Source organism: Nocardia aurea (genome assembly GCF_003123685.1).
Lineage (GTDB): Bacteria > Actinomycetota > Actinomycetes > Mycobacteriales > Mycobacteriaceae > Nocardia > Nocardia aurea.
Genome location: NZ_QCYJ01000117.1, coordinates 1 through 22,057, shown reverse-complemented (window position 1 = coordinate 22,057; position 22,057 = coordinate 1). Strand labels below are relative to the sequence as shown.

The 22,057-nt window shown below is 63.7% G+C and carries 16 protein-coding genes; 12 read left to right on the top strand and 4 right to left on the bottom strand.

Features of this window, described 5'->3' with window-relative positions; translation table 11 throughout:
* The first annotated feature begins 15 nt into the window (after nucleotides 1-15).
* The 12 genes from DAT37_RS28480 to DAT37_RS28425 all read left to right on the top strand — a co-directional run bounded on the left by DAT37_RS28480 (nucleotide 16) and on the right by DAT37_RS28425 (nucleotide 17,620).
* Nucleotides 16-2,370 (top strand): hypothetical protein, encoded by a 2,355-nt coding sequence (locus DAT37_RS28480; protein ID WP_157978750.1) that lies wholly within the window; start codon nucleotides 16-18, stop codon nucleotides 2,368-2,370.
* Complete coding sequence (locus DAT37_RS28475; RefSeq protein ID WP_198654480.1) at nucleotides 2,367-3,260, top strand: phage tail protein; 894 nt, start codon at nucleotides 2,367-2,369, stop codon at nucleotides 3,258-3,260. Before DAT37_RS28480 ends, DAT37_RS28475 begins: the two co-directional genes overlap by 4 nt.
* Nucleotides 3,260-4,879 carry a Gp37-like protein gene (locus DAT37_RS28470; RefSeq protein ID WP_198654479.1) on the top strand — a complete coding sequence of 540 codons (1,620 nt, stop codon included), beginning with the start codon at nucleotides 3,260-3,262 and terminating at the stop codon, nucleotides 4,877-4,879. The genes DAT37_RS28475 and DAT37_RS28470 overlap by 1 nt, the downstream gene beginning before the upstream one ends.
* A 27-nt stretch (nucleotides 4,880-4,906) precedes the next feature.
* Nucleotides 4,907-5,971 carry a hypothetical protein gene (locus DAT37_RS28465; RefSeq protein ID WP_157978749.1) on the top strand — a complete coding sequence of 355 codons (1,065 nt, stop codon included), beginning with the start codon at nucleotides 4,907-4,909 and terminating at the stop codon, nucleotides 5,969-5,971.
* A 1-nt stretch (nucleotide 5,972) separates the two neighbouring features.
* Nucleotides 5,973-7,046, top strand: a complete 1,074-nt coding sequence (locus DAT37_RS28460; RefSeq protein WP_109527978.1) for a hypothetical protein — start codon at nucleotides 5,973-5,975, stop codon at nucleotides 7,044-7,046.
* The gene (locus DAT37_RS28455; protein WP_109527977.1) at nucleotides 7,043-8,089 is read left to right on the top strand and encodes a hypothetical protein; all 1,047 of its coding nucleotides are present in this window, start codon (nucleotides 7,043-7,045) and stop codon (nucleotides 8,087-8,089) included. The genes DAT37_RS28460 and DAT37_RS28455 overlap by 4 nt, the downstream gene beginning before the upstream one ends.
* 59 nt (nucleotides 8,090-8,148) lie before the next feature.
* Nucleotides 8,149-9,435 (top strand): hypothetical protein, encoded by a 1,287-nt coding sequence (locus DAT37_RS28450; protein WP_109527976.1) that lies wholly within the window; start codon nucleotides 8,149-8,151, stop codon nucleotides 9,433-9,435.
* A complete protein-coding gene (locus DAT37_RS28445; protein ID WP_109527975.1) occupies nucleotides 9,435-9,881 on the top strand; it encodes a hypothetical protein in 447 nt (148 codons plus the stop codon). The genes DAT37_RS28450 and DAT37_RS28445 overlap by 1 nt, the downstream gene beginning before the upstream one ends.
* Nucleotides 9,882-10,563: 682 nt before the next feature.
* Nucleotides 10,564-12,963 (top strand): hypothetical protein, encoded by a 2,400-nt coding sequence (locus DAT37_RS44360; protein WP_198654478.1) that lies wholly within the window; start codon nucleotides 10,564-10,566, stop codon nucleotides 12,961-12,963.
* 90 nt (nucleotides 12,964-13,053) lie between these two features.
* On the top strand, nucleotides 13,054-13,443 hold the full coding sequence (locus DAT37_RS28435; protein ID WP_109527973.1) for a hypothetical protein: 390 nt from the start codon (nucleotides 13,054-13,056) through the stop codon (nucleotides 13,441-13,443).
* Between the two features lie 473 nt (nucleotides 13,444-13,916).
* Nucleotides 13,917-16,889, top strand: a complete 2,973-nt coding sequence (locus DAT37_RS28430; RefSeq protein ID WP_157978747.1) for a hypothetical protein — start codon at nucleotides 13,917-13,919, stop codon at nucleotides 16,887-16,889.
* Nucleotides 16,886-17,620, top strand: coding sequence for a hypothetical protein (locus tag DAT37_RS28425; RefSeq protein WP_109527971.1), 735 nt, complete (start codon nucleotides 16,886-16,888; stop codon nucleotides 17,618-17,620). Before DAT37_RS28430 ends, DAT37_RS28425 begins: the two co-directional genes overlap by 4 nt.
* Before the next feature lie 105 nt (nucleotides 17,621-17,725).
* On the opposite strand, the gene DAT37_RS44355 is transcribed toward DAT37_RS28425, so the two are convergent.
* The 4 genes from DAT37_RS44355 to DAT37_RS28405 form a co-directional block, all read right to left on the bottom strand.
* A complete protein-coding gene (locus DAT37_RS44355) occupies nucleotides 17,726-18,043 on the bottom strand; it encodes a transposase (RefSeq protein ID WP_157978746.1) in 318 nt (105 codons plus the stop codon).
* 936 nt (nucleotides 18,044-18,979) lie between these two features.
* The gene (locus tag DAT37_RS28415; protein WP_109528012.1) at nucleotides 18,980-20,191 is read right to left on the bottom strand and encodes a tyrosine-type recombinase/integrase; all 1,212 of its coding nucleotides are present in this window, start codon (nucleotides 20,189-20,191) and stop codon (nucleotides 18,980-18,982) included.
* Between the two features lie 11 nt (nucleotides 20,192-20,202).
* Nucleotides 20,203-20,403: a helix-turn-helix transcriptional regulator gene (locus DAT37_RS28410; RefSeq protein WP_109528011.1), complete on the bottom strand. Its 201-nt coding sequence runs from the start codon at nucleotides 20,401-20,403 to the stop codon at nucleotides 20,203-20,205.
* Nucleotides 20,404-20,744: 341 nt separating this feature from the next.
* On the bottom strand, nucleotides 20,745-20,984 hold the full coding sequence (locus tag DAT37_RS28405; protein ID WP_109527969.1) for a hypothetical protein: 240 nt from the start codon (nucleotides 20,982-20,984) through the stop codon (nucleotides 20,745-20,747).
* Nucleotides 20,985-22,057 lie beyond the last annotated feature (1,073 nt).

Here is a 22,057-nt window from a genome sequence, read left to right as displayed (position 1 = left end):
ATTGAGGAGACACAGATGAGCTCCGTGGCGCGGAAACCGCGCGGTCCCGGCGCATCACGGCCGGACCAGCGACCGGCTCGGGTGATGGGGATGCCCGACATCCTCGCTATGACCACCGCAGGCGCCTTGCCCCCGGGCAAGAAGATCACGCTGCCCAGTGGTGCGATCTGGAAAGGTGGGCAGGCCCCGGGAACCTCCACCATCACCTTCCCTGACGAAGATCCGCTGTTCATCGACACAGGGGAGCACCCCGGTGCCGTGAGCGGTACACCGGTGCGCGAGGCCGCCCTGGCACGAGTGTTCCAGGGTGTTCTCGGTGTGATGCCGAAGATCTTCGCCGACTGGGTCGGCCCAGGCTCTGACCGAGGCGAACAGTCGCGCACGAGCACCCGGCTGCTGCGGATGACCGCACGCACCACTTTCCATCAGCCGTTCCTCCCCGGACAGGTGGGCGGCGAGCACGACGACTCGCTCACCGACGCCGATACCGCGAATCGCACACCGCTGCGCCGCGCGGGCGGTGGTCTGGTTTCGGGCCCCGGCGGGCCGCGTGACGACTCGATCCTGGCACGGCTGTCCGATGGCGAATACGTTGTCAACGCTGCCGCTACCTCTCAGGCGTTGCCGTTGCTCGAGGCGATCAACGCCGGACGGCTGCCGGGCTACGCCTCAGGCGGTTTGGTCGACACGTCGCCGCACAACAGCATGTGGCGTGACCTGATCGCGAGCAATCTCGCCAGACCGGTCGTCCCTGATCGGGTGAGCGGCGCGGATTTCGGGCTGTTCGGCCTGGTCGGCGATGCTTTCGGTGCTATCGCCGATAGCGCGCTGAACGCAGGCGGGCGGGCCGGATCGATGCTGGGTGCGGCGATCGCGCCCCTGTTCGGTCCCGGCGGTGTGGTGGGCAGTTCGTTCGTCGCACCTTCGGGTGCGTCCGATCCGTCACAGACTGTTCAACGCCCGCTGTCCGGAAGGGCACCGAATCCGCTGTCGGCGTGGCTCGGTTTCACCCCGGAAGGTCCGGCGGCGTTTCCTGCCGTCGGATTGCTTCCCGGACTGGGTAGCTTGCTGTCGGGCACTGCGGCGGGAACCGACACCGACGGTGTCGATCAGATGGCCCGGCTCGCCGAAGCGCTCGGCCAGGGCATCGAAAGTGTCGCCACCGACGCCGGCGGCAAGGTCGGCGCGGCGCTCGGTTCGGCGCTCGGGCCCGCGCTCGGTCCGTCGGGTGCGCTCGCACCCGAGATCGGCGCGCAACTCGGCGCGATGATCGGCTCGAAATTCGGCGGCAGTCTGCGTGCGTCGATGACGATGACCGGCACCACATCCGGCAACGCGGCCACCGATTCCGCCAGCGGCACACCGGCGGTCGACTCGGGAGCGGTCGCACCCGAAGCAGGGGCGATCATTCCGTCCGCCATAGGTACGACAAGTGGGTCGTCCGCCTCGAGTGTGCCCAGCGTTTCCTCTCGCGGCCAGATGCCGGTTCCCGGCGATCTCGTCGTGGGCGCGGACGGCATTCCCGTGCAGTACATTTCGCCGGGCCGGGTGGCTCCGGCGCGCTATGTGCGCGAGGGCGGCACGGTGCAGTCGCTGATGTCGGCGCTGCGCCAGGACGCTCCCAAGACGTTGGGTGACGCCGTGCCCCGGGCCGGGTCGCTGGTGGACACGCAGCGGCTCTACGACCCATTCAACGGGAGCGTGGCCGACTTCGCCCAAGTGGCCGGAGCCCAGCTCGGCGCCGACCTCGGTTTCGGCGTCGATCAGGGCCGCGACATCGGTGATCTGCTCGGTGGCGCCGCCGCCGCGCTCGACCCCAATGGACAGTGGTCACCGACCCTGGCGGCGGGCATCGGCAACCTACTCGGCATCGAATTCCGGCCCGACGCACAGAACGCGATGACGCGCCCGCCTTCGGCCGGAGACCAGATCGGTTTCGCCGCGGTCATGGGCGCGGTACAAGGCGCACAGCAGCACGGCCTGGTCGGCGGGCTGACCGGAGCGATCAGCGGCGCAGCATCCACGGCAGGCAGCATGCTCGGTACTGCGGCCGGTACCGCACTGGCAGGGTTCCTGGGGCCGTTGGCTCCGCTGGCCCCGGCGATCGGCGGAGCGATCGGCTCGATGGCCGGTTCGATGTTGTCGGGTCTGGTCACCGAACCGATCGAGTACGCCGCTCAGACGGCGAAAGAGGTGATCGGCACCGGCTTCGGCCTTACCGATCTCGCCGAAGGGCCGGGCGGCTACACGCCCCGCCAAGACATCTTCAACTTCAACGGTATGGACCCCAAGAGCGCCGCCATGGCGGTCGAACGGGTCAATCGGCGCCGGACACTGGCGCAGCAACGCGGAGGAGGGCTCGGTCGATGACCCACCCACTACTGAATGTGCACGACACGAAAGTGGTCGTGTGGGATGTGAACGGACGAGTGTGGCACCTGTCGGGTGCCAACGCCGGACATGAAGGCGTACGGCTGTCCAAGCAGGCCGGTTTCATGTTCGCACCGGTGCAGTTGCTGGTGTCCGAAGGCGCGCGACAGGACGGTGCCACCTTCCAGCGGTCGGTGCGGGCGAAAAAGGAATGGGACTTCCTGATCCTGATCTCGGCCGTAGGGAAGAACGCCGCCATCGGACCCGTGCGGGACTTCCTCGCCGTGCACGACGCCTGGTTCCGCGGCTGGTCCACCGACAAGCCGGTCACCATCGGCTACTTCACCCGCCATCAGGGCTGGCGTTTCCAGCAGGCGCAACTCGACGCCGCTCCCGAACCGATCGGCGAGATTGATCCGGCGCGCAATGCCTTCGCGGCCTACAAGATGTCGGCCACTGCCATGGACCCGCTCGAACACCACTTCGAGGAGACCTCGGTGTGGACCGACACCGCTGGTATAGGTGAAGGCGTGGTACGCGCCCGCAACGCCGCCGATCAACCGGCGTGGCCGCGCTACACCATGAACGGTCCCGGACGATGGTCGATCCTGGACCCCGTCGGAGGTGATACGCCACGTTTGGTGCAGACACCGGTCCTGCAGGCGGGGGAGACCCTGCGCATCGACACCCATCCTCGTCACCGCACCGCCCGCGTGTACAGCGCGGGTAACCCATCGGGCCGCAATGTGTGGGCACAGTTGGCCGGTCGCCACTGGATGGCATCGCTTCCGGCGTGGAGTTCCACCGACATCACCGTGACGGTCCAGGGCGGGACCACCGAGTCCAGTCTCATCGTGTCGAGCACTCCTCGATCGTCGAGGCCGTTCTGATGAGCGAGACGACCTGGGATCCGCACGCGGAGTCCCGCCGCATGGACCAGGCATATCGGATCGAACAGGCCCAGGCCCGCAATGCCGATGTGCTGGTGCGGTACTGGGACAAATTCATGCGCGAGGTGGGCGAGGAACACAGCTACCTGTCACTCGAGTTCACCTATCCCCGCAACGCGGCGGGCGGACTGAAAATGATCTGCCCCCGCGACATGGTGCATTTCGATCACCTGTTCAACAACGAGGACGGCGCGGACGCCACCATCCCGATCACCGTGAACACCAAAGGTTTCCGCTGGGACGGCTACATCACCAAGGCCTCGCTGGTTCGCGACGACAACGGTGTGGAGACCGTCGACATCGAGGCGATCCACGCGTGGAACCACATCTCGACGATCTGCTGCTGGGCGGCGCCCTTCGCCCCGATCTTGGCGCAGTTTCCCCGGCACATGATCCAGTTCGGTCCGGTCCGCACCCTGGTCACCACCTATCTGACCGCGAACCTCATGAGGTTGCAGGCCCCGGGGTGGGCGCCCGCGGGAACCATCGAGAACCCCGATTGGGCCGGGGCGGGTAACCCGCTGTTCCCGATCGCGGTGGTCCCGGTCGACCCCAATACCGACACCAGCCGCTGGAGCGCGGCGTCGGCTCGCTTCGACATGGCCGACAAACTGTTCCTGCCGATGCTCGAGGATTCCGGCGTCATGCTCACGGCCCGATTCTTTCTGCCCGAGGAGGACGAGCAACCCGCACCGGAGTGGTTCTACCTGGAACGACCGACGGTCGTGCTGGAGACAGTCGACAAATCCGGTGTGACGGGCCCGACTGGTACCCTGCTGGACGGCATCATTTCCTGGTTCGAGGAATTCCTCGACGACGGCACCACCCCGCGCCGTTATCCGAACCTCGAATCGACCACCGAATACGAGGCCGTCTACGGACAGTCCGGCAGATTCGGCACCGTCCAGAACTTCCCGTGGGTGTGGTATTTCGAAGGGGAGTATTCCGGGATCGGCCGCTCGGAGGTCGCCCTGCACAAACCGACGGCCACCGACGTCATCATCGGCGGTCGTTCGCCCGGCTGGGTGAACGCGGGCATCGAACTCGCGATCAAGGGACTGTTGTCGCTGATCGGGCTGGGTTGGCTGTATAGGGGCCAGCTCAACGACGTATTCCTGGCCTGGAACGTGTACCGGGACATAGGGCGTGTCGAACGCAGCGGCCCGTACGCCTTCCGGGAGCTCTATGTCACCGGCAGCGACAAGGCCTTCACACTCGACGGATTCGTCGCCGCTCGTCAAGGTCTGCACCTGACCCGCGGCTACACCAGCCACCGCGTGACCGTCGAGGACAACGCACCGTATCTGCTCGGCCGCGATTTCGGTCTCGGTGACCAGATCGGCTTCGCCATGGACCAGCTCATCTTCACCGACTACGTCACCGAACTGACCTTCACCGACGACCGCGAGACACCGGCGGTCTGGCAGATCACCATCGGCGACGGATCCGACGAGGAGGACTCGGTGGTCAAGGCCTGGCAGCGCTTGGGCCGCGTCGCCGCGGCGATCAAGGATCTGGCCACCGACGTCGGCGCCGATCTCGACCTGCTCATCTTCTGACCCTGTTTCTCGTGAGGAGGAAAAACGATGGTGGACATCACCTTTCCCGCACACATCACCCTGCGCGGTGACCCCGACGCCGACGGCCTACCCGTCCTGACCGCTGATGTCACAGTCTCCGGAGACGTCGCCGCCCTGCCGCTTCCCCAAGGACCGGTCGGCTCGACCGGACGTCGTGGCGCGCCGCGCACGACCTTCGTCAAGAAAGGTGAGATCGCCAACGCCGCAGCGCGCCCGACAGGGCTCGGCCCCGATGATCGGGGTTCGTGGTGGCATCGCCTCGACGTCGACGGAATGGATGTGTGGACCGGCACCGGCTGGCAGCATTCGCCCGACGCCGTGGGCCCCACCGGCCCCCCGGCCGATCCCAACGACATCACCGTCATCGACACCGTGCACCAGCCCAATCTCATCAACCCCGCCGTAGCGTTCACAGGCTCCGGTGCGGACCAGCAACTCTCGGTCACCGTGCCCGCCGGGCCGCGCGGACCAGCCGGGCCTCCCGGTGCGTCCGGAACCATCGGCGCCGCTACCGATTTCGATGACGCGATCGGGCCGACAGCGGGTGGTGTGTTCGGATATCAGCGCAGTTCCCGCACGTTCGCTGCCTTGCCCGCTCCGCTCGGCCGTGGACCGTGGGCCTGGTACAACACCGATTTCGCCGCCGACCAGTCCGCTGCCACCTCACAGCTGGTTGCGGGCACCTTCACGGTGCCGGCGATGCCGTTCGAATGGCGACCGGTCGTCCACGGTCATCTGTCCACCTCCTGTGATCAGAACGGCCAGCAGTTCGCCCGAGTGACGGTGCGGCTCATGCACTCCGAAGGACAGGTCCTCGCCATGGCCCTGCAAGGCGTCGTCGGTGACGGCTACGTGATGACACCGTTCTCACCCACCTATGCCGACGCCGACGCCACGAAATCCTTGTCGCCGACCTCGACGTACGCGACCGTTCCCGCCGGGCAGCCCGTGACACTCGTCGTCACGGTGGACCGGCTCAACGCCGCCAGCAACAGCACCGGCGAAATCGGCTACCAGCGCGCAGGCGCATCCCTGGTCGTCTATGCGGCCCCGACCCGAGCAAGGAGGTGAAATGTCCACCGTAGGTGAATATTTCGAGTCAACGGCCATCCGCGGAATCGACGAGCGAACAGGCGCAGCCGGTGTCGTGCAATCCCTGCACGGCACCCCCCGCGACGGAGCCCTGGAGCTCATGACCGGCACACCCGGGCAGGTGGGCCCGCCCGGACCTGCAGGGCACCCCTTCCGCTGGGAAGGTGACATCTCCGACCAGACAGCGCTCAACGCACTCGCCTCGTCATTGAACCTCGCTCACGCGGGCAAGGCCTGGCGCGTGCGCTCCACCGAGACGCTGATGTACTGGAACGGAACGAGTTTCGACTCCTTCGCCGACGCGTTCGGCGCTGCGGGCCCCGACGGCCAACCCTGCTCGCTGTCGGTCGGCACCGTCGATACCGGACCCGTGGGCAGCCCCCTACAGGTCACCGTCACCGGGACAGCCCCCAACCTGACCCTGCACCTCACCGTACCCCGAGGTGTGCAGGGGCTCACCGGAGAACCGGGCCCACCCGGACCCATCCGGCAGGCCGGCGACTACACCGATGGCACCCATGTCGACGGTGCGGTGCCGGTATGGAACGACACCACCGGCAAGTGGACCCCGCGCCCGTATCCGGGATTGCGCGGCCCGTGGTCGATCATGGAGACCTCCGCGTGGAACGGCGGCGCAGGTTTCGCCGCCTCCCAGACCAACGTCTCGACCTCACCGAACACCGTCGCCCAGTTGACGATTCCGGCGCAGGACACCGCCTGGCGTCCGGTGCTGTCCGGTGGTGTGGTGCTACGAACCCAGGAGGGATCCACCAGTTTCACCACCCGCGTCGACACCGAAGTGCGGATCGGCTCCGCCAGCGGACAACTGGTGGCGATCGGCACCGGATGGCCGTTCGGAGTCAACACCTACACCCGGCTGCGCCCGTTCTTCGGCGCCACCATCGATCCCAGCAGCTCGGTCGGCGTCGTCCCCGCCGCGACAGCAGTGACCCTCTACGTCGTCCTGCGCCGCGCGCAGGGCAGCTCCAACTACTCCTACAGCCAGTCCGGCGCGCAAATCGTGTGCTGGGCGCAACCCGTGGCGGCATCATGAGCGACGAGCAGAACATCGTCTACGACGACGACATCATGATCACCATGCGCGGCGTATCCGACTCGGTCGGACTGCCGTACACGGTCAATCCGATGGAACTGGTGGACCGCCAGTCGCTGGTGGAGATCCGCGAAGGCGTACCCGGCCCCACCGGACCCGACGGTGACCCGGCGTGGCCCTGGCTGTGGCAGGGCGACATCGCCGATACCGCAGCCCTGTTCGCACTCGATCCGACCACCGCCGACGCCCGCAAGGCATGGCGGGTCGTTTCCGAGAACCGCGTCTACTACTGGACCGGACTGGAATTCATCGCCTTCGACGAGGCATTCGGCGCACCCGGGCGCAAAGGCGCACCCACCGTGCTCACCGGTGCCGGTATCGCCGGACCCCAGGGTTCGGACGCCTCGGCGACGATCATCGGCACCGCACCGCACCAGCAGTTGCAGATCACGTTCCCGCGCGGGCAAACCGGCGAGATCGGCCCGCCCGGTGCAGCCGGACGCATCCAGGACGCCAGTGACGTCCAGGTCGACGAGAGCAATCCGCTCGGCCAGGACTACGTCCTGGCGTGGGACTCGACACTGGGCAAGTTCCGCCCGGTACCGAACCCGGCCCCGGCGGGGCCATGGGCCATCGCGGGCAATCAGTTCACCGGCGGAACCAACATCGCTGACACCAGCCGGGTAGTCGCCACCGTCACCATCCCGGCGCAACCGGTTCCCTGGCGTCCCCGTGTCGAGGGCGGACTGAGCGTGCAGACCCACGTTAGTACCATCGGCGCCGCCCGCTGTGACATCGAGGTCCGCATCGGCGAGCCCGACGGTGTACTCGTCGGCTACGGCTACACCCTGGCCGCCGACAACATGATCCGCACCCCGATCTCGCCCAAGTTCGAATACGCGCTCACGCCCGAGTCCACCCTCGCGGTGATCCCGGCCAATCAGACGACGACCCTCTACGTCGTCGTCCGCCGCATCGGGACCGCGAACTTCAGCGTCGTCACCAACGGCGCCCAACTCGTCGTCCACGCCGAGACGGTATAACGCCCCATTCTCGGGCAGCCGTCCCCGCACGCTGCCCTCTGTCCGAAAGGCATCGATCCATGGCCGATCTGCTCCCCTTGAAGTACGGAAAGGTCGTCGGGCGTTTCCTCGCCAACGTCAGCGACGGCCCCGACATCGGCGACCTGCCCGAATTCCCGCCACTGACCGGAACGATCACCTTCACCGCCGAGACGGCGAAGGTACTCGTGGCCACCGCCGAACCGGCACCGGCCACCTACGTCCAGCTGCCCCAGCACTACGAATGCTCACTCGACGAATTCGGCTACCTCACCTGGCGGGGCAGCCGCGGAGTGCGACTGGTCGCACCCGGCGCCGCCACCAACCCCACCGACTGGACGTGGCGGGTCACCTTCGACCTGTCCTACGACGGTGAACGAGTCCCTCTCGATTCCTTCAACTTTCATGTGACCGAATACGTCCCGGGACCCGACACCGAGGACCCCGACACCGGATCGGCCGGTCTGATCGACCTCACTCTGGTCTCCCCGGTCCCGGCCTCCACGGGCAACGCCGTGGTGGTCGGGCCCAGGGGTGAAGGCATCCAGATCGACGGCCGCGTGAGCACCTACGCGGCACTTCCCACGACCCCTGTCGAAGGCGCCCAATACGTGGTGGCCGCCGACGGTCTGCTCTACGCCTACCACGCCGCAGCGGGCGGCTGGCTGCCCAACGGCCAGGGAATCGTCATCCGCGGACCGGCCGGAGCCAGTGACTGGGCCGCGATCACCGCCAAGCCGTCGACATTCACGCCGACCATCGGAACGACGGCCACTACCGCGGTCGCGGGCAACGACACGCGGCTCACCGACGCGCGCACCCCCCTGTCGCACACCCACCCGGCCAACCAGATCTCCGACTCCACCAGTGTCGGACGCTCGCTGCTGACCGCCACCGACGCCGCCACCGCACGCACGGCCCTCGGCGCCGTCGCCACCACCGACACCCGCCTCAGCGATGCCAGGACACCGACCGCTCTCGGGCAGCTCTACGACATCGCCTTCAAATCACACAACGGCACCCGAGCCGCGGGCGCGGGAAACGTGATGCCCGAAGGACTGCGAGTCGAACGTAAGATCACCGTCTCCTCCATCACCTACCGCGGCGAGACCGCGGGCACCGGCAACCTCGTGGTCGAGTTGCGGCAGAACGGCACCACCGTGGCCTCGACCTCGGCCACCATCGCCGCCGCCAACCACGCCCTCGACACCACACTCACCGGGACATGGGTATTCAACGCCGGCGACCGGATCACCGTGCATATCACCACCATCGACAACCCCGCAGGCCGCGGCCTGCAGGCGAGCCTGCGAGGGGTGACCTCCTGATGCCGTTCGTGATCGTCGGGGGCACAATCCCGTTCGTACCCACCTCCATGAACAAGAACGGCAACCATCAGTTCCCCATCGTCAGCGGCCCAACGAACTGGTGGGTCGTGCCCAACTGGACCGCCGACAGCACTTACCCGGGCTCGGTGGTCATCGGCAACGGACTACAGGTATCGACCGACAAGATCGCCGCGACCATCACCGCGAACCTTCCCTTCGCCGGCGGATTCAGCGGCACGACCAAACAACAAGCCAGGCTCCTGGTCGACGGTACAGTCGTCGGCACAGGAACACAGGTCACCGGGGTGTCGGGTGTGCTGACTGTCAGCGCGGCCGCCGATGTCCTCGCGGGCTCGATCATCACCGTCGAAACCAACACCGACGTAACGGTGCAATCCTGGGCCGCGTCGATCACCGCGACCGGCAGCTACGTCCGTATCACCTGACAGGCCCCTCGGCGCGAGGGCCGCGTCGTGCGGATCGAATTTCGTTGTGGTAGCACGATATCGATTTAGTGAATGTCGTGAGATCACTTCGGTTGTCGACCGCGTTGTCGCTGTTGTGGTGGCCGCCGGGCTTGCCTGTGGGCCTGTTCCATCTGTAGTGATGCCGCTCACAGAGATTGCTGCGGTGCTGTAGCGGCACCTGATCGTCGGTCTCTGTCGACTCGGTGTGTTTCACGGGCGGGGTGTGTCCTTATGGGCATGCCCCGTTTCGTGCTTCCAGCACGCTGTCGTTCCGAAACATGTACTTGGACAACTTGATAGCAGAAACGTGAGGTACCCGATGCCTGTCAGTGGCTCAGCGCAACGTTCTCCCGACTATTCGTGGGTAGGCCGACAAGCCGAGTGGTACCGCTCGATCACTCCTACAGGTGCCCCGACCACAGCGGCCGGCGGCGAGGTCGGTGGAGCTCGGACCCACGACTTCCACGCTATGACCCCGAATTCGGCGGCGCGGGCACTGGATCGTGTCTACCGGCGACGTGATCTGGCTGTCACCGCCCGCGACGTCGCTGCCCGAAACCAGATCGCTCCGCTACTAAATTCTGTGGGCAATCCCGTTGGTCCCGATCGGCCGGAACTGGGAGGTGGCGGTGGCGGTCCGGTCATAGTGCCGAACCGCCCTATGGTCGACGAGGAAGGCATACCCCAACCATCCCCTGGGGTCGGTACCGCCCCACAGTCGGATCCGCCCATACCAACACCACCGCCGTCGCAAGCGCAGTCGCCGCAGTTGCGGCCGGAGGAGGTGCTCGCGATGCGGCAGGAGGGGGTGCCGTGGGAAACACCGACCAGCAACGGTGGCACCGCGACCAGCGTCATCGTGCCCGGCACCGGTGGTCAGACAATCGATACCACGGTCCGTAACGCAGACGGCACCATCACCCAAGTTCGCTCGGTCTCCGACGGTAACGGCGGTGTCACGACCTGGTCGGCCAACGCCGACGGCTCCTATTCGGTGCGCTACCCCGACGGCACGAACGGTGCGGCAAATGGAGAGGCCAAGATCTACACCGTTCCAGCTGGCCTAAGCCCTGTCGGACGCGCTCCAATCGCATCCGACATCACCGCCAACGGACAGCAAGTGCAAACAACATCGGTGAATCCCGACGGCAGCGTTTTGACCGCCGACTCGACCCTCAATCCCGACGGCAGTGTCAACACGATCTACCCGGACGGGCAGGGCGGCACCTACACCACCACCTCGCGATTTGGCGAACATGGTCACGTCGATCAAGCCGTGACGGGTCGGCACAGCGCCGACGGGTCCGGCTACCAGATCGAATACGACGGAATCCGAATCGACCGAGGTCCTAATGGAAGCGTCCTGGTTACCGGCACGCAGGATGGTACGAGCTACGAGAAAGGCATCGATTCACACGGTTGGCCGTTCGAGATAGTCACCGATCTACTCCGTGGGTACAGCCTGAAAACCTGGACCGACGAATTCGGACGACCGCACCTCGTGCTTACCGACATGGTCGGAAAGACAATCACCACCTCAGTTCCGCGAGGGGGCAGTGACGGGGCTGACCGACCATGGACCGAGGTCATCATCACCGACCTGCAGGGCAATCCGATTGCGCACTATGCCAAGGGGAGCGACGGAGGCATCCATACCGATGACGGCTTGGTTCACTTCGAGGTCGATGGCCAGGACGTCAAGTACAACAGGAACGGCACAGTGTATGTACCCGACGATCACAGCACGGCGTGGCAACGCTTCATCGGCACCGATCCCCAGCCGAAGGTGTACTTCGATCGCGACGGCAGTCCGCAGCTGACTCAAATGGGCCCGTTCCCTCCGGAACCTCTGACCCAGATCTACCCACCCAGCAATGTTCCCGGCGAGGCGTTCTACAAGACCCTTGATGGAAAACTGATTATCAAGGACGGGAACGGATACCACTGGGGCGCTCCCTACGACGGGCCGCAAATGCTCCAGAGCGGGCCGCCGATCCGTCCACCTGGGGGCGGGCCGAGCATGCCGGGCGAAGGCACTCTGCCCTCTCGGCAGAAATCTGGTAACACCCAAGGCCGTGGCCCACGTGCTGTGGAAGGCGAAATCCAGGGGCTTGGAGGACAATTCCGTGCGGCCCCGGCAGCCGCCGCACAAGCAGCGGAGGCAAACCTCGCCCGCGCGACCGCCACCGCGCCGACCTCCGAAGCAACTACGGCTGCGAGATCGCGGGTGGCATCGGCCACTCCACCAGAGCGCCCGGTTCCGGCTACCAAAGGTTCTGACGCGAATGCGGATCTACCTGTCGCGAAGGGACCCGCTCACGAAGCGAGACCTCAAACTCCAGCAGCCACCGAACGGACTACCGCGCAGGTTGCGGTGGAGGCGCGTATCGAGCAAAGCCTAACTACCCAACAGTCCGCCGGGCGCGTGCCACCGCCTGTCACCACACCTTCTGCTTCACCATCACTGTCGATCAGCCCACGTTCAGCAGGCGCAGGAGTGCCGCGAGTCGAGGCCCCCGCTTCCCGCATCGATGGCGGTGGAAACGAAAAGGCTCGACTAGGCGTCGACCTATCCTGGCCCCCGGGAAGACCCAGCGGTCCAAAGCCGGCAATCGGCACGGAAGGTGCAGACACATGGCGTTACCAACGCTACCGCTACGACAAGCACCGGAAGGGCGGATTGCAGGACGATGTGCTCTCTTTCGATCAATGGAGGAAAGAGCGTTTCGAGCCTGTCGAACGAGGAGACAGGCCGGGTCGACGTGGAGGTGCACAGCAGGTTGCTACTAAGAAATATCTTGCGGAGAAAGAGGGTGTGCTGGAAGTTGAAAACGTTAAATTAGGCAACAGGTTTCCTGATGGGATACGTGTCAACGGGAAAGGGGGGGCTGATTATTTCGAAGTTGGCAAGATGCTTCAGAATGGTAAACCTGAAGCCCGAGAACGAATCAAGTTGCAGGAAGAAATTGACGTACTACGCCCTAATGATACGATCACCTTTGTCGACAAGGTCGATCCGTCGAGGCGTGTCACGTATCGACTCGGCGATAAGATTGAATGACCAATCGGAAGGCTGTGGCTGTTGTCTATGTTCATAAACATACTTTGCAGAAGTGGTGTCGATGTGACTCGGCGCGAGATAATAAGCGGCGTGGAAGAATTTTGGTATGAAGATGCGCCGATTGTATTTCGGCCATCCGAGTTTGATCCCGAGATAGACGACCCGAACTGGCTTGAACTGGTCCTAAATTTCCCCGGTGTAGATCGCCCCGTTGCGCTTAGTCGATTGAGCGCTGGCAAACTCCTTTCAGATCTGATTGATGACATTCGATCCGAGATCGAATCAGTTCCCGTAGATGTCGCTGACCATCTTGACGATGTCTCTTCGGTGATCGGCATTGAAATATTTCCGGAAACGCTAGACGAGGATCTTTGGGAGTTTCTCGATCTTTTAGAGGCGTTCTTAGCGGCGAAGTTGAGTGGAATTATCGCAACCGATGATGGTATCTATGATGAGAAACTCAAATTGATCGTAGGCTGACATTATCTCCATCTGGTCACTTTCCCGCGTAGATATTTCGATGTCGTCATCCCCATTTGGATATTGTTTTTCGGGGAGTGTCGTATCGCATGCCATATGTATGCAATACGTCTGTTTGGCGGATTTGATTGTGCCCTAACAATATTGACCGGATCCCGGTCGTGATTGCAGCTCGGCCACAACCACGTTGTCACTGTCGTTGTGGCTGCGGCGACTTGGCACGCGGGCACTGCCTGCCTGCAACTACCGAGATCGCGGGGGTTGCTGCGGTGCTGTAGACGCACCTGGTCGTTGGTTTCTGGCGACTCGGTGTGTTTCACGGTTGGGGTGTGTCCTTCTCCCGGGCATGCCCCGTTTCGTACTTTCAGCGTGCTCTTGTTCTGAAACTTGTTCTTGGACAACTTTATAGATGAAACGTGAGGTGCCCGATGCCTGTCAGTGGCTCAGTGCAGCGTTCTCCTGACTATTCGTGGGTGGGCAGGCAGGCCAAGTGGTATCGCTCGATCACTCCTACCGGTGCCCCGACCGCAGCGGCTGGCGGTGACGTCGGTGGAGTTCGGATCCACGACTTCCACTCTATGACCCCGGATTCGGCTGGGCGTGCGCTGGATCGTGTTTATCGCCGGCGTGATCTGGTTGTCACCGCCCGCGATGTCGCTGCCCGAGACGAGATCGCTTCGCTTCTCGAACCGGTGGGTAATCCGATCGGCCCGGATCGGCCCGGACTGGGCGGGGGTGGCGGTGGTCCGGTCATTGTGCCGAACCGTCCGATGCTCGACGAGGAAGGCATCCCCCAGCCATCACCCGGAGTCGGAACCACACCGGCCCCGCAGCCGGCTCCGTCGACATCCAATCCGCAGACGGGGATGACCGCGCCGCCAGGTGGCGTGGGGGGTGGTGAGGGTTCTTCGCTGTTGGATATGCCCGATACCACCGGGCACGGTCCCGGCGACGTGTGGTCGGGGACGATGCTCGACGGCCGACCGGTGCAGTACAGCATCCCGGACGGCAACGGCAGCAATACGGTCGATCTCGAGATCACCAATCCCGATAAAACAGTCGACCGATGGCGGATCGCCACGAACGAAACCGGCGGTCTTCAGCACTGGCACGACGACGCCGATGGTCAGTCGTCGTATGCGGGCCGTTCACATCCTGGGCAGGACTGGTATCTGCAAAGTTTCACACCCGGGAACTCGACTTCGGGTGCGCCGAGCCGAGAGTTCACCGCTGAAGCGAACCTCAGTAAGGTCTACACCCCGTCCTTCGACGCCGCCGCAAACTATGTCGGCACCGACGTCGGTGTCCGCAACGGCCAAGGCCTGTACGACAACCATTTCGTCGACCCGGCAAACAACATCACCTCGTTCAAGACGGTGCCGAACGATCGTGGTGGCTACGACAACGTGCAGGTCGGCTGGCGTGATCACACCGGGCACGGGTGGCGTATCGATGAGTGGGACCGTCGGTGGGAAGAATACGTCGACGACAGCGGTAAGCCGGCCTCACGCAGATACGACCCGGTCACCGGGCAGCGCGGCTTCGTCTACCGCGAGGGCGACAACACCAGACACGACACCATCGATTCCTCGGGTCGGATCATCGAGTCGCTTCTGTTGGGTCCCGACGATGTGGTGATCTCGTCGCTCACTCGCGATGGGGGACTGCTCGTCTCGGGTTCACGCAACGCGCAAGGCAAGTTCGTCTATACCTTCCGGGACGAGAAAGAACTCCGCACCGGAACGTTGAGCATGCTACCCGGTGGCGGGATCCGCCTGTCCTACAACGACAACGAAGTCGTCGAGCTCGACGCCGCAGGGCGTGAGACCAAGCGGTACGACAGGATCAGTGGCCGCACCTGGCAAGAGATCGTGGGCCAGCAATTCCGTGCGTCGGGTCGGGCCGTCGGTCGCGGCGCCGCGGGTTTCGCCGAGGGCTTGAGCGGGCTTGCCGGGCTCAACGATGTCGTGAACGCCGTCGGTACCGTCACCGGCGGCGATTTTCACCTGGCTACCAGGCAAGAAGTCCTCACCGGCATGGAGGACGCATTCCGATCCTTCTACCATGCCACCCGCCACTTTCACATGGTCTCGATCGTCGAACTGACCCGCTACCGGGCAGGCACCCAGGATCTGTCGACCACCTGGGACCACATCGAGCCGAGCTTCCTCAACGCGCTCAACGAAGAATCCAAGGTCCTGATCGGCGCCGACTGGCACCAATTCCACGACACCCCGGGCGCGACACTGGGAACCGCCGCGTTCGGCCTCGCAACCTGGTTCGTCCCGGCCAAAGTCCCGCGATTCAGCAGACAACTGCTCGGTGAAGGTGGCGCTGCTGCCAGCCGATCCACCCGTGGACCGCAGATTCCTCCCTCTGATCTACGCGGACCGGACGGTCGTCGGAATCCGGCCCTCGGCCGATTTCGGAACCTGACGAGCAATACGCCGGAATCTATCCGGTCGGTTCTCGGTCGAGCCCGAGACTGGAGCAAGGAGAAGATATCGCAAACGCTCGAGGTCTTCGGTGAGGGACTCATGACGACTGCGAGGGTCTTCCGTGGGGACGCACAGCCGCGTTACGCGTTTCCGGGTGCTGGCACAGGTAACCCGTTCGATTGGACCTCGAATCAAGCTTCATCGCCGAATGCCTTTGCGATGGTCCAAGGATCCGGAGGGGGTGCCGGGAAACCGAGCAACCCCAGCGCATCCGGAGTAGCCGAAATCGCCACCGTGCTGAAGGCCGCGGGCAGACCGGAGCTCGCACATCTGCTCAATCAGTTGCTCGCCCGCGAGGCCAAAGGTGGCAATGTCGGCGGCCTCAACGACTGGCTGCGTGAGACCAGAACACGCACCAACGACCCGAACCAGGTGTTGGACAAAGCTGCCGAGCTCATCGAGCTCAAACGCCTATCAGACGAACTATCAGCCGATTCCGAGATCGGAGTTCGCTTCAACCCGGGTGTCCAGGGCGGCGGCAAGTCTTTCGATATCCTGGTCGAGCGCACCGCAAACGGCGTCGCGACCGTGGAGCGGCGCGTCGAAGTCGAACGGATGAAGGATCTTCCTGTTGCAGAGTCCGGGATGCGAGGCCCCGCCCTTCACGGGGCCGAGAAGGTTAAGACTCCGACACCGGGCCGGGTGCCGACGGCAGAGACAACCGTGGTCGTGCCGAAGCCGCCTGCGCAAGGGCGCATTGTGCCTGGAAAGCACAGCGAAAAGCGGTTTCATTGGAACGGCATGGACTACGACATCTACGCAGGCGGAATACAACGAGGACCAACGAAGAATCTGCTGGACGATCTTGCCAAGGAATTCAACCTCAACGAAAAAAAATATCAATATCTGCCGAGTTTGGATGCGGTCAACTTCGTGGACGAAAATGGTAGTCTTCTCGGCCGGATAGTTCGGGGAGATAACGGATGGAAAAGGGAAAGAGTGTCGTGAGTGACTACACCGAATATCGGCCGCATGGGGAGAACCTCGTGTTCATGCGTGAGTTCGCCGACGATATTTCGAGTTCGGAAGTGTTCTTTGCCGAGACGGTTCGAGCGTTGGGCTATCTGGGCGGTGTAGTGCGTCCGACGCGGGCCGACCTCCGACTGTCGTGTGCCTACAACGACACCTGGGTACAGACCGATGAGGCGCATCCGTCAAAACGGTATTGGGAAATATTGGAACACGCTGTTCCCGAGACGACCGAATTCGGGATCCTCGGGCCGCCCGCGGCGAGCGTACGCGTCGATGTGCTGACCGATAAGGTCCTATGTGACGTGTATCGGCAGGCCCTAGCGGGCGCAACGTGTCCGGAGGGCTATTTTGTGATGTTCGATCAGGTTTGGCTTGGCGGGTTCGAGACGCGGGTCGTGGATGTGAACGAGTCCGCGAGTGGCGGCAAGTTCCCAGTGACGTTGTGGGGTGATGATTTGGTACTCGATACCTACACCGCCGATGATGGTGCCACGTGGTTGTGTGTGCCGCCGGAGGACTTTCCCGCGTACCCGCCGGTGACGTTCGGGATCGATTACGACACGGTGCCGCTGCTGACCTTGGCGGTTCATTGGTCGCGGTGGATGGAGAAAGGCACTGGTGAACATGAACTTCTGCAGTCCGCGTTGGATGCGTTGATAGCCGATGGTTGGGTGTCGACAATGACCCCGACATACTTCCGAGTCTAACTCGGTGTGTCTCCCTATGTCTTTGAGCGATTCGATGATGAAGGCCAGGACGGTGCCAGCGTGGTGGGTGGTGGCCAACTTATCGAACCGGGTGGGGACCGCACGTCAGTGCTTGGCTTTGTTGAAAGCGCGTTCGATGACGTTGCGGCGCTTGTAGGTCTCGCGGTCGAAGTCCGGTGCTCGTTCAGCGCGACTGCTTCGCCGTTTGCGGTTGGCGAGTTGGTCGGATCGTTCGGGAATGACCACTCGGATACGTTTGCGCCGCAGCAGGGCTCGATTCGCGGCCGAGGAACACGCATTGCCCGCGATCACCACCTGCGGATTACCCAGTGGTGGGCCACCACCCTTGAGGCGTCGCATCGCGACCGCCTGCAGCAACCGTCCGAGCATGGGTCTGCGCGCGTGCCGATGGTTGTTGCCCATCGCGAGAGGCCGCGCGGTGCTCGCGCTGGTTCCATATCGGACCTGACGACGGTGTACCGACGGATCTGCGAAGATCCATGCTCTTCCCCTCTCGGCGCAGGCAGAAACATATCGTCCGACATGTGGTTTGCCGGATTCCGGGGTATCAGGCCCAACCCCCGTCCGAGGGAGATTCTTGTAGTTCCGGAAATTGGGGTACTTCGAATCCGGTGTCCGATCGGTTGTGTCGGGGTTCGATCTGCCGCGGCCGTGCAGTCGCGCCTCCCTGCTCAGCATCGGCTGGCGGCGCTACAGCGACGAGGATCGCCTACCTCTGGCCGCCGGGGCCTTCTGTAAGGCCTCCGAAGAGAGGTCGATGACGTCTCCTCGAGTGAATGCCACGATCCAGTCGTTCGAGTGGCTACGGATCCACGACGTCGTCTTCACAGGAGTATCCAAATGGCCCGGGGTCGTTCGGGCGCTCGTTCCAACCTTCGAACAATAGTTCTGTTGATCGGGGACGGCCCTGGAGTTGCGGGACTCGAACGAGTTCACCCAACTCGGGTAGCTGAAGATTCGCTCATGTGGAAATGTATCGGCGCGGCGGCGAAGCGACGCGCCGAAGACGTATCGTCGCGGGGCCTGATGGACTCGATGTCGCCGGATCTGCGCCGACGTGACTTCACGCGATGCAGTGCGCATGCTGCTACCTGCCTGCGCGGCCGGAAGCGGCCCGGGCCGTCTCACCAAAATCTCACACTTTCGGAGGGAAGCAACCGGTCTTTTCGGGAAGTGTTCGGCAGGATGTGATACGCGAAAGAGTGTTATTTCCAGTGCTTTTGGGTGTCATCGAGGCATGTCCGGCAAACTGGAACCTGTGTCAGGTGGTCGCAGGTTCAAATCCTGTCAGCCCGACAGTTGCAAAACCCTTTCCGACCAGCATCGGGAGGGGTTTTGTCATTGTCCGACCACTCGTAGTTGGGGACCATTCGGGGACCTTTGCGGGGCTCGTAGGTGGATGGTGAGCAGGTTGCCGTCGTTCTGGAGCGATTCGATGTCGGGGTGTAGGTAGCGTTGGGTGATCCGAGGGTCGGTGTGTCCGGCGATCTGTTGGAGCCGATGCAGGGGGACTCCGGCGTCGGCGAACCACGTCAGGCCGGTGTGGCGAAGATCATGGCGACGGAGATGCTCGTAGCCGAGCTTGGTCACCACTTCCGGCCAGTGTGTGGCCTTGTGAAGCACTCCGGTTTGGATGCGGCCGCCGCGTGGTCCGACGAACAGTCGGGCGTCGGTCTTGCCGTTGGAGGCGTCGATCCGTTTGAGTACCAGGGGGCGGATGTCCTCGATGATGGGGATTCTGCGGGATCTCTTTCCTTTCGTGCCTTTGTCTTTCAAGCCTCCGGGACCGGGCGAGGTCTGTCGTCGTAGTCGCCACACCCATTCGCTGGTGTCGATGTCGCCGACCCTGCATCCGGCGACTTCCCCGATGCGGACCGCGGTGCAGGCCGCGAAGATGACGACATCGCCCCAACCTCGGTAGCCGTCGGTCGAGGCGGACACCAGCGAGTCAGCGAGCGTGGTCAAAGTGGCCCAGTCCGGCAGTGCCAGTGATCGCGGGTCGTCGAGTTCGTCTTCGTAGCGTTCGTACTGGCGTTGCCAGCCTACGACTTCCACACGATTGCGTTCGATCACCTCGTCGCGGACCGCTTGGTCGAGGACTCTTGCCAGTGCGGCCAATCCGTTCTTGACCGCGGACTTGCTGACCCCGTCGGCGATCCATTTCATGACCGTGCGATCGGCGACTCCGGCGGTGATCATGGTGACGGGCAGGTGTCCGATCGCCGGAACGATTCGCCGCTGCCACGCCGGGAGGTAGGCATGACCGATGGTCTTGTCTTCCAGACCTCGCATGGCGGTGGCCCAGTTCGCTGTCCCGTAGTCGACGAGGGTGGCCGTGGCGGCGAGCGGATCGACGCCACGGGCGGCGGCTTGCCGAATCCGGTTCACCCATTCCTCAGCCTCCTCACGAGTGTCGAAGGCCTGTGACTTCGATGGCCGTTGTTTGGTGGCGGGATCGGTCCAGCGGACGCGAGCGCGGAACGGTTTGGCTCTGTCGCGCTCTTCGATATCGGCGCGAATCTGGACCCCGAGCGGGACCACGTGAACCATGCTGGTATCCATCACGCTGCCATTGGATCGATACGGTGGCGGCGCATGTACTCCTCGACGTCGGCTCGCAGATAGCGCGTCACACGCGCCGATAGGTGTATGAACGGCGGTCCCTGGGGTGGGCGAGCGGTACGCCAACGCCGCAGACTCGATTCGTCCACCCGAAGCAGTCTGGCGACCTCTTCGGTGGTGTAGCACTCCTGTTCATTCATCCTGACCTCGCAGTTCTGATCTCTCACGCTGTTGCTGGCTCGACGAGTGTTCCTGTTGCTGGTGCTGTCATCGAAATCGAGGCGATCCCGCGGCCTTCGACGGAGGGCGCGCGCACCGAACTCGAGAGAAGGGTCCATTCGGATCCTCTACACCGCAGTCTGTTTCGATGACGTTCCGGCGGCTAGCGTAGCCGCGACTGCTCTGTGGATTCGGTGTGCGCAAATGGCCGGTGTAGACGCTGGAGCCCGGGCGGACCAGGTGAGACGTGAAGCCGACGTGGCCGCCGACAGCTGTTTCGGGGCGGTAGTCCAGATGCAGGGTGGCGCAGAGCCGTAGGGCTTCACGACCGTCTGCCCCAAAGGTCGGCCCTGTGAGCGGCTAGCGCTTCTTCCAGGACGGGCAAGGAATACACGACCAGCAGTGCGTGATCGACTACGGCCGCGAGGAATACGTGATCACCGGTGCCGATATCGCATTCGCGACGCATCGTGGCAGGCAGATGCAAGTAGCCGGTCGCGCCGACTGCCCATCGGGCGCGTTCTGCTGCTTGGGCGATGAGCAGGCCGCGATCGGTTCTCAACGATACAGGTTGGCCCGGTATCCATTCGAGGGCTCGAAGCGTCGAGCGGCTCCCGAGTCGGCCATTGACATCGACAGTAGTTGTGGCGCAGTGAAGTTCGCCAATGACGAAGGAATCAGGCGGCGTCAGCTGATCGAGCGGCAGGCCGGGGACGTCGGGAGTTCGGCTCGGCTTCGACCTGCCGTTGAAGCCGATGGCCCCGCTGTGGTCGGGCGGCTCCTGGTGGATTCTCCCGGTCGACGGCGTGCACCGATGGAGGCGCTTCGCCATCCGCATCCCAGAGGTACGGGATGTCGGAACGGGGTCTTCTGAGTGCGGCGGCATCGGGTTGTCCTCCCGGGGAAATCGACTGCGTTGCAGCCTGTGCGGCTGGTCGGCGGGGCTCGGGGTCCACCTGTCTCGAGCTCTCTTGGCTGGGGCGGTTACGGAAGTGCTTGTCGAGTAGCGGCTATCTGGCAACACATTTGGAGACTCTCGCTCGCAGTTTAGCGATATTGCGAGCATTCAATACTTTTCGCGTTTGGTCAAGAAAGCCGAAAAGGCACCCGGCCTGGGTGCCTTCGGTTCGTAACTGCCCCGCAGCGGGTGCATTTCAATGGGAAATTCCCCCCAAATTGGGGGACTTTTGGCTGCGGCCTAAATGGGTGGATGTCGGTGGTCGTGAGCTCTTCAGCTGGTCCTGCTAATAGTTGGCAATATTCGCTTTGCTGTGTGGCTGCGGCGTCCGTCGGCCTATGGAAGTAGTCCGGATGGACTCTTCTGCCACCGACGAGAGTGCGGCTGGTCTGGGCGGCGAGAGGCGTCAACGCCGTCTCCTCCCGGGTGGCGGATTCGCCACCAACGAGATCGAGCAGGTCGACTCGTGTGTCGATCACGTCTGTTCCGCCGCGTACGGTCGAAGAGTCCTGAGGACGCGGTCATCGAATCGACTACGTAGACGCCGCTACCGCACTTTTGACCGCGGGGCGAGCCTCACGATTGTCAACGGAACGCCAAGTTGGACCATCTGACGGAATGTCAATGTGGACCATCTGGCCGGTCGGGTTGGTGGTTTCAGTCTTCAGTTGTTCCGG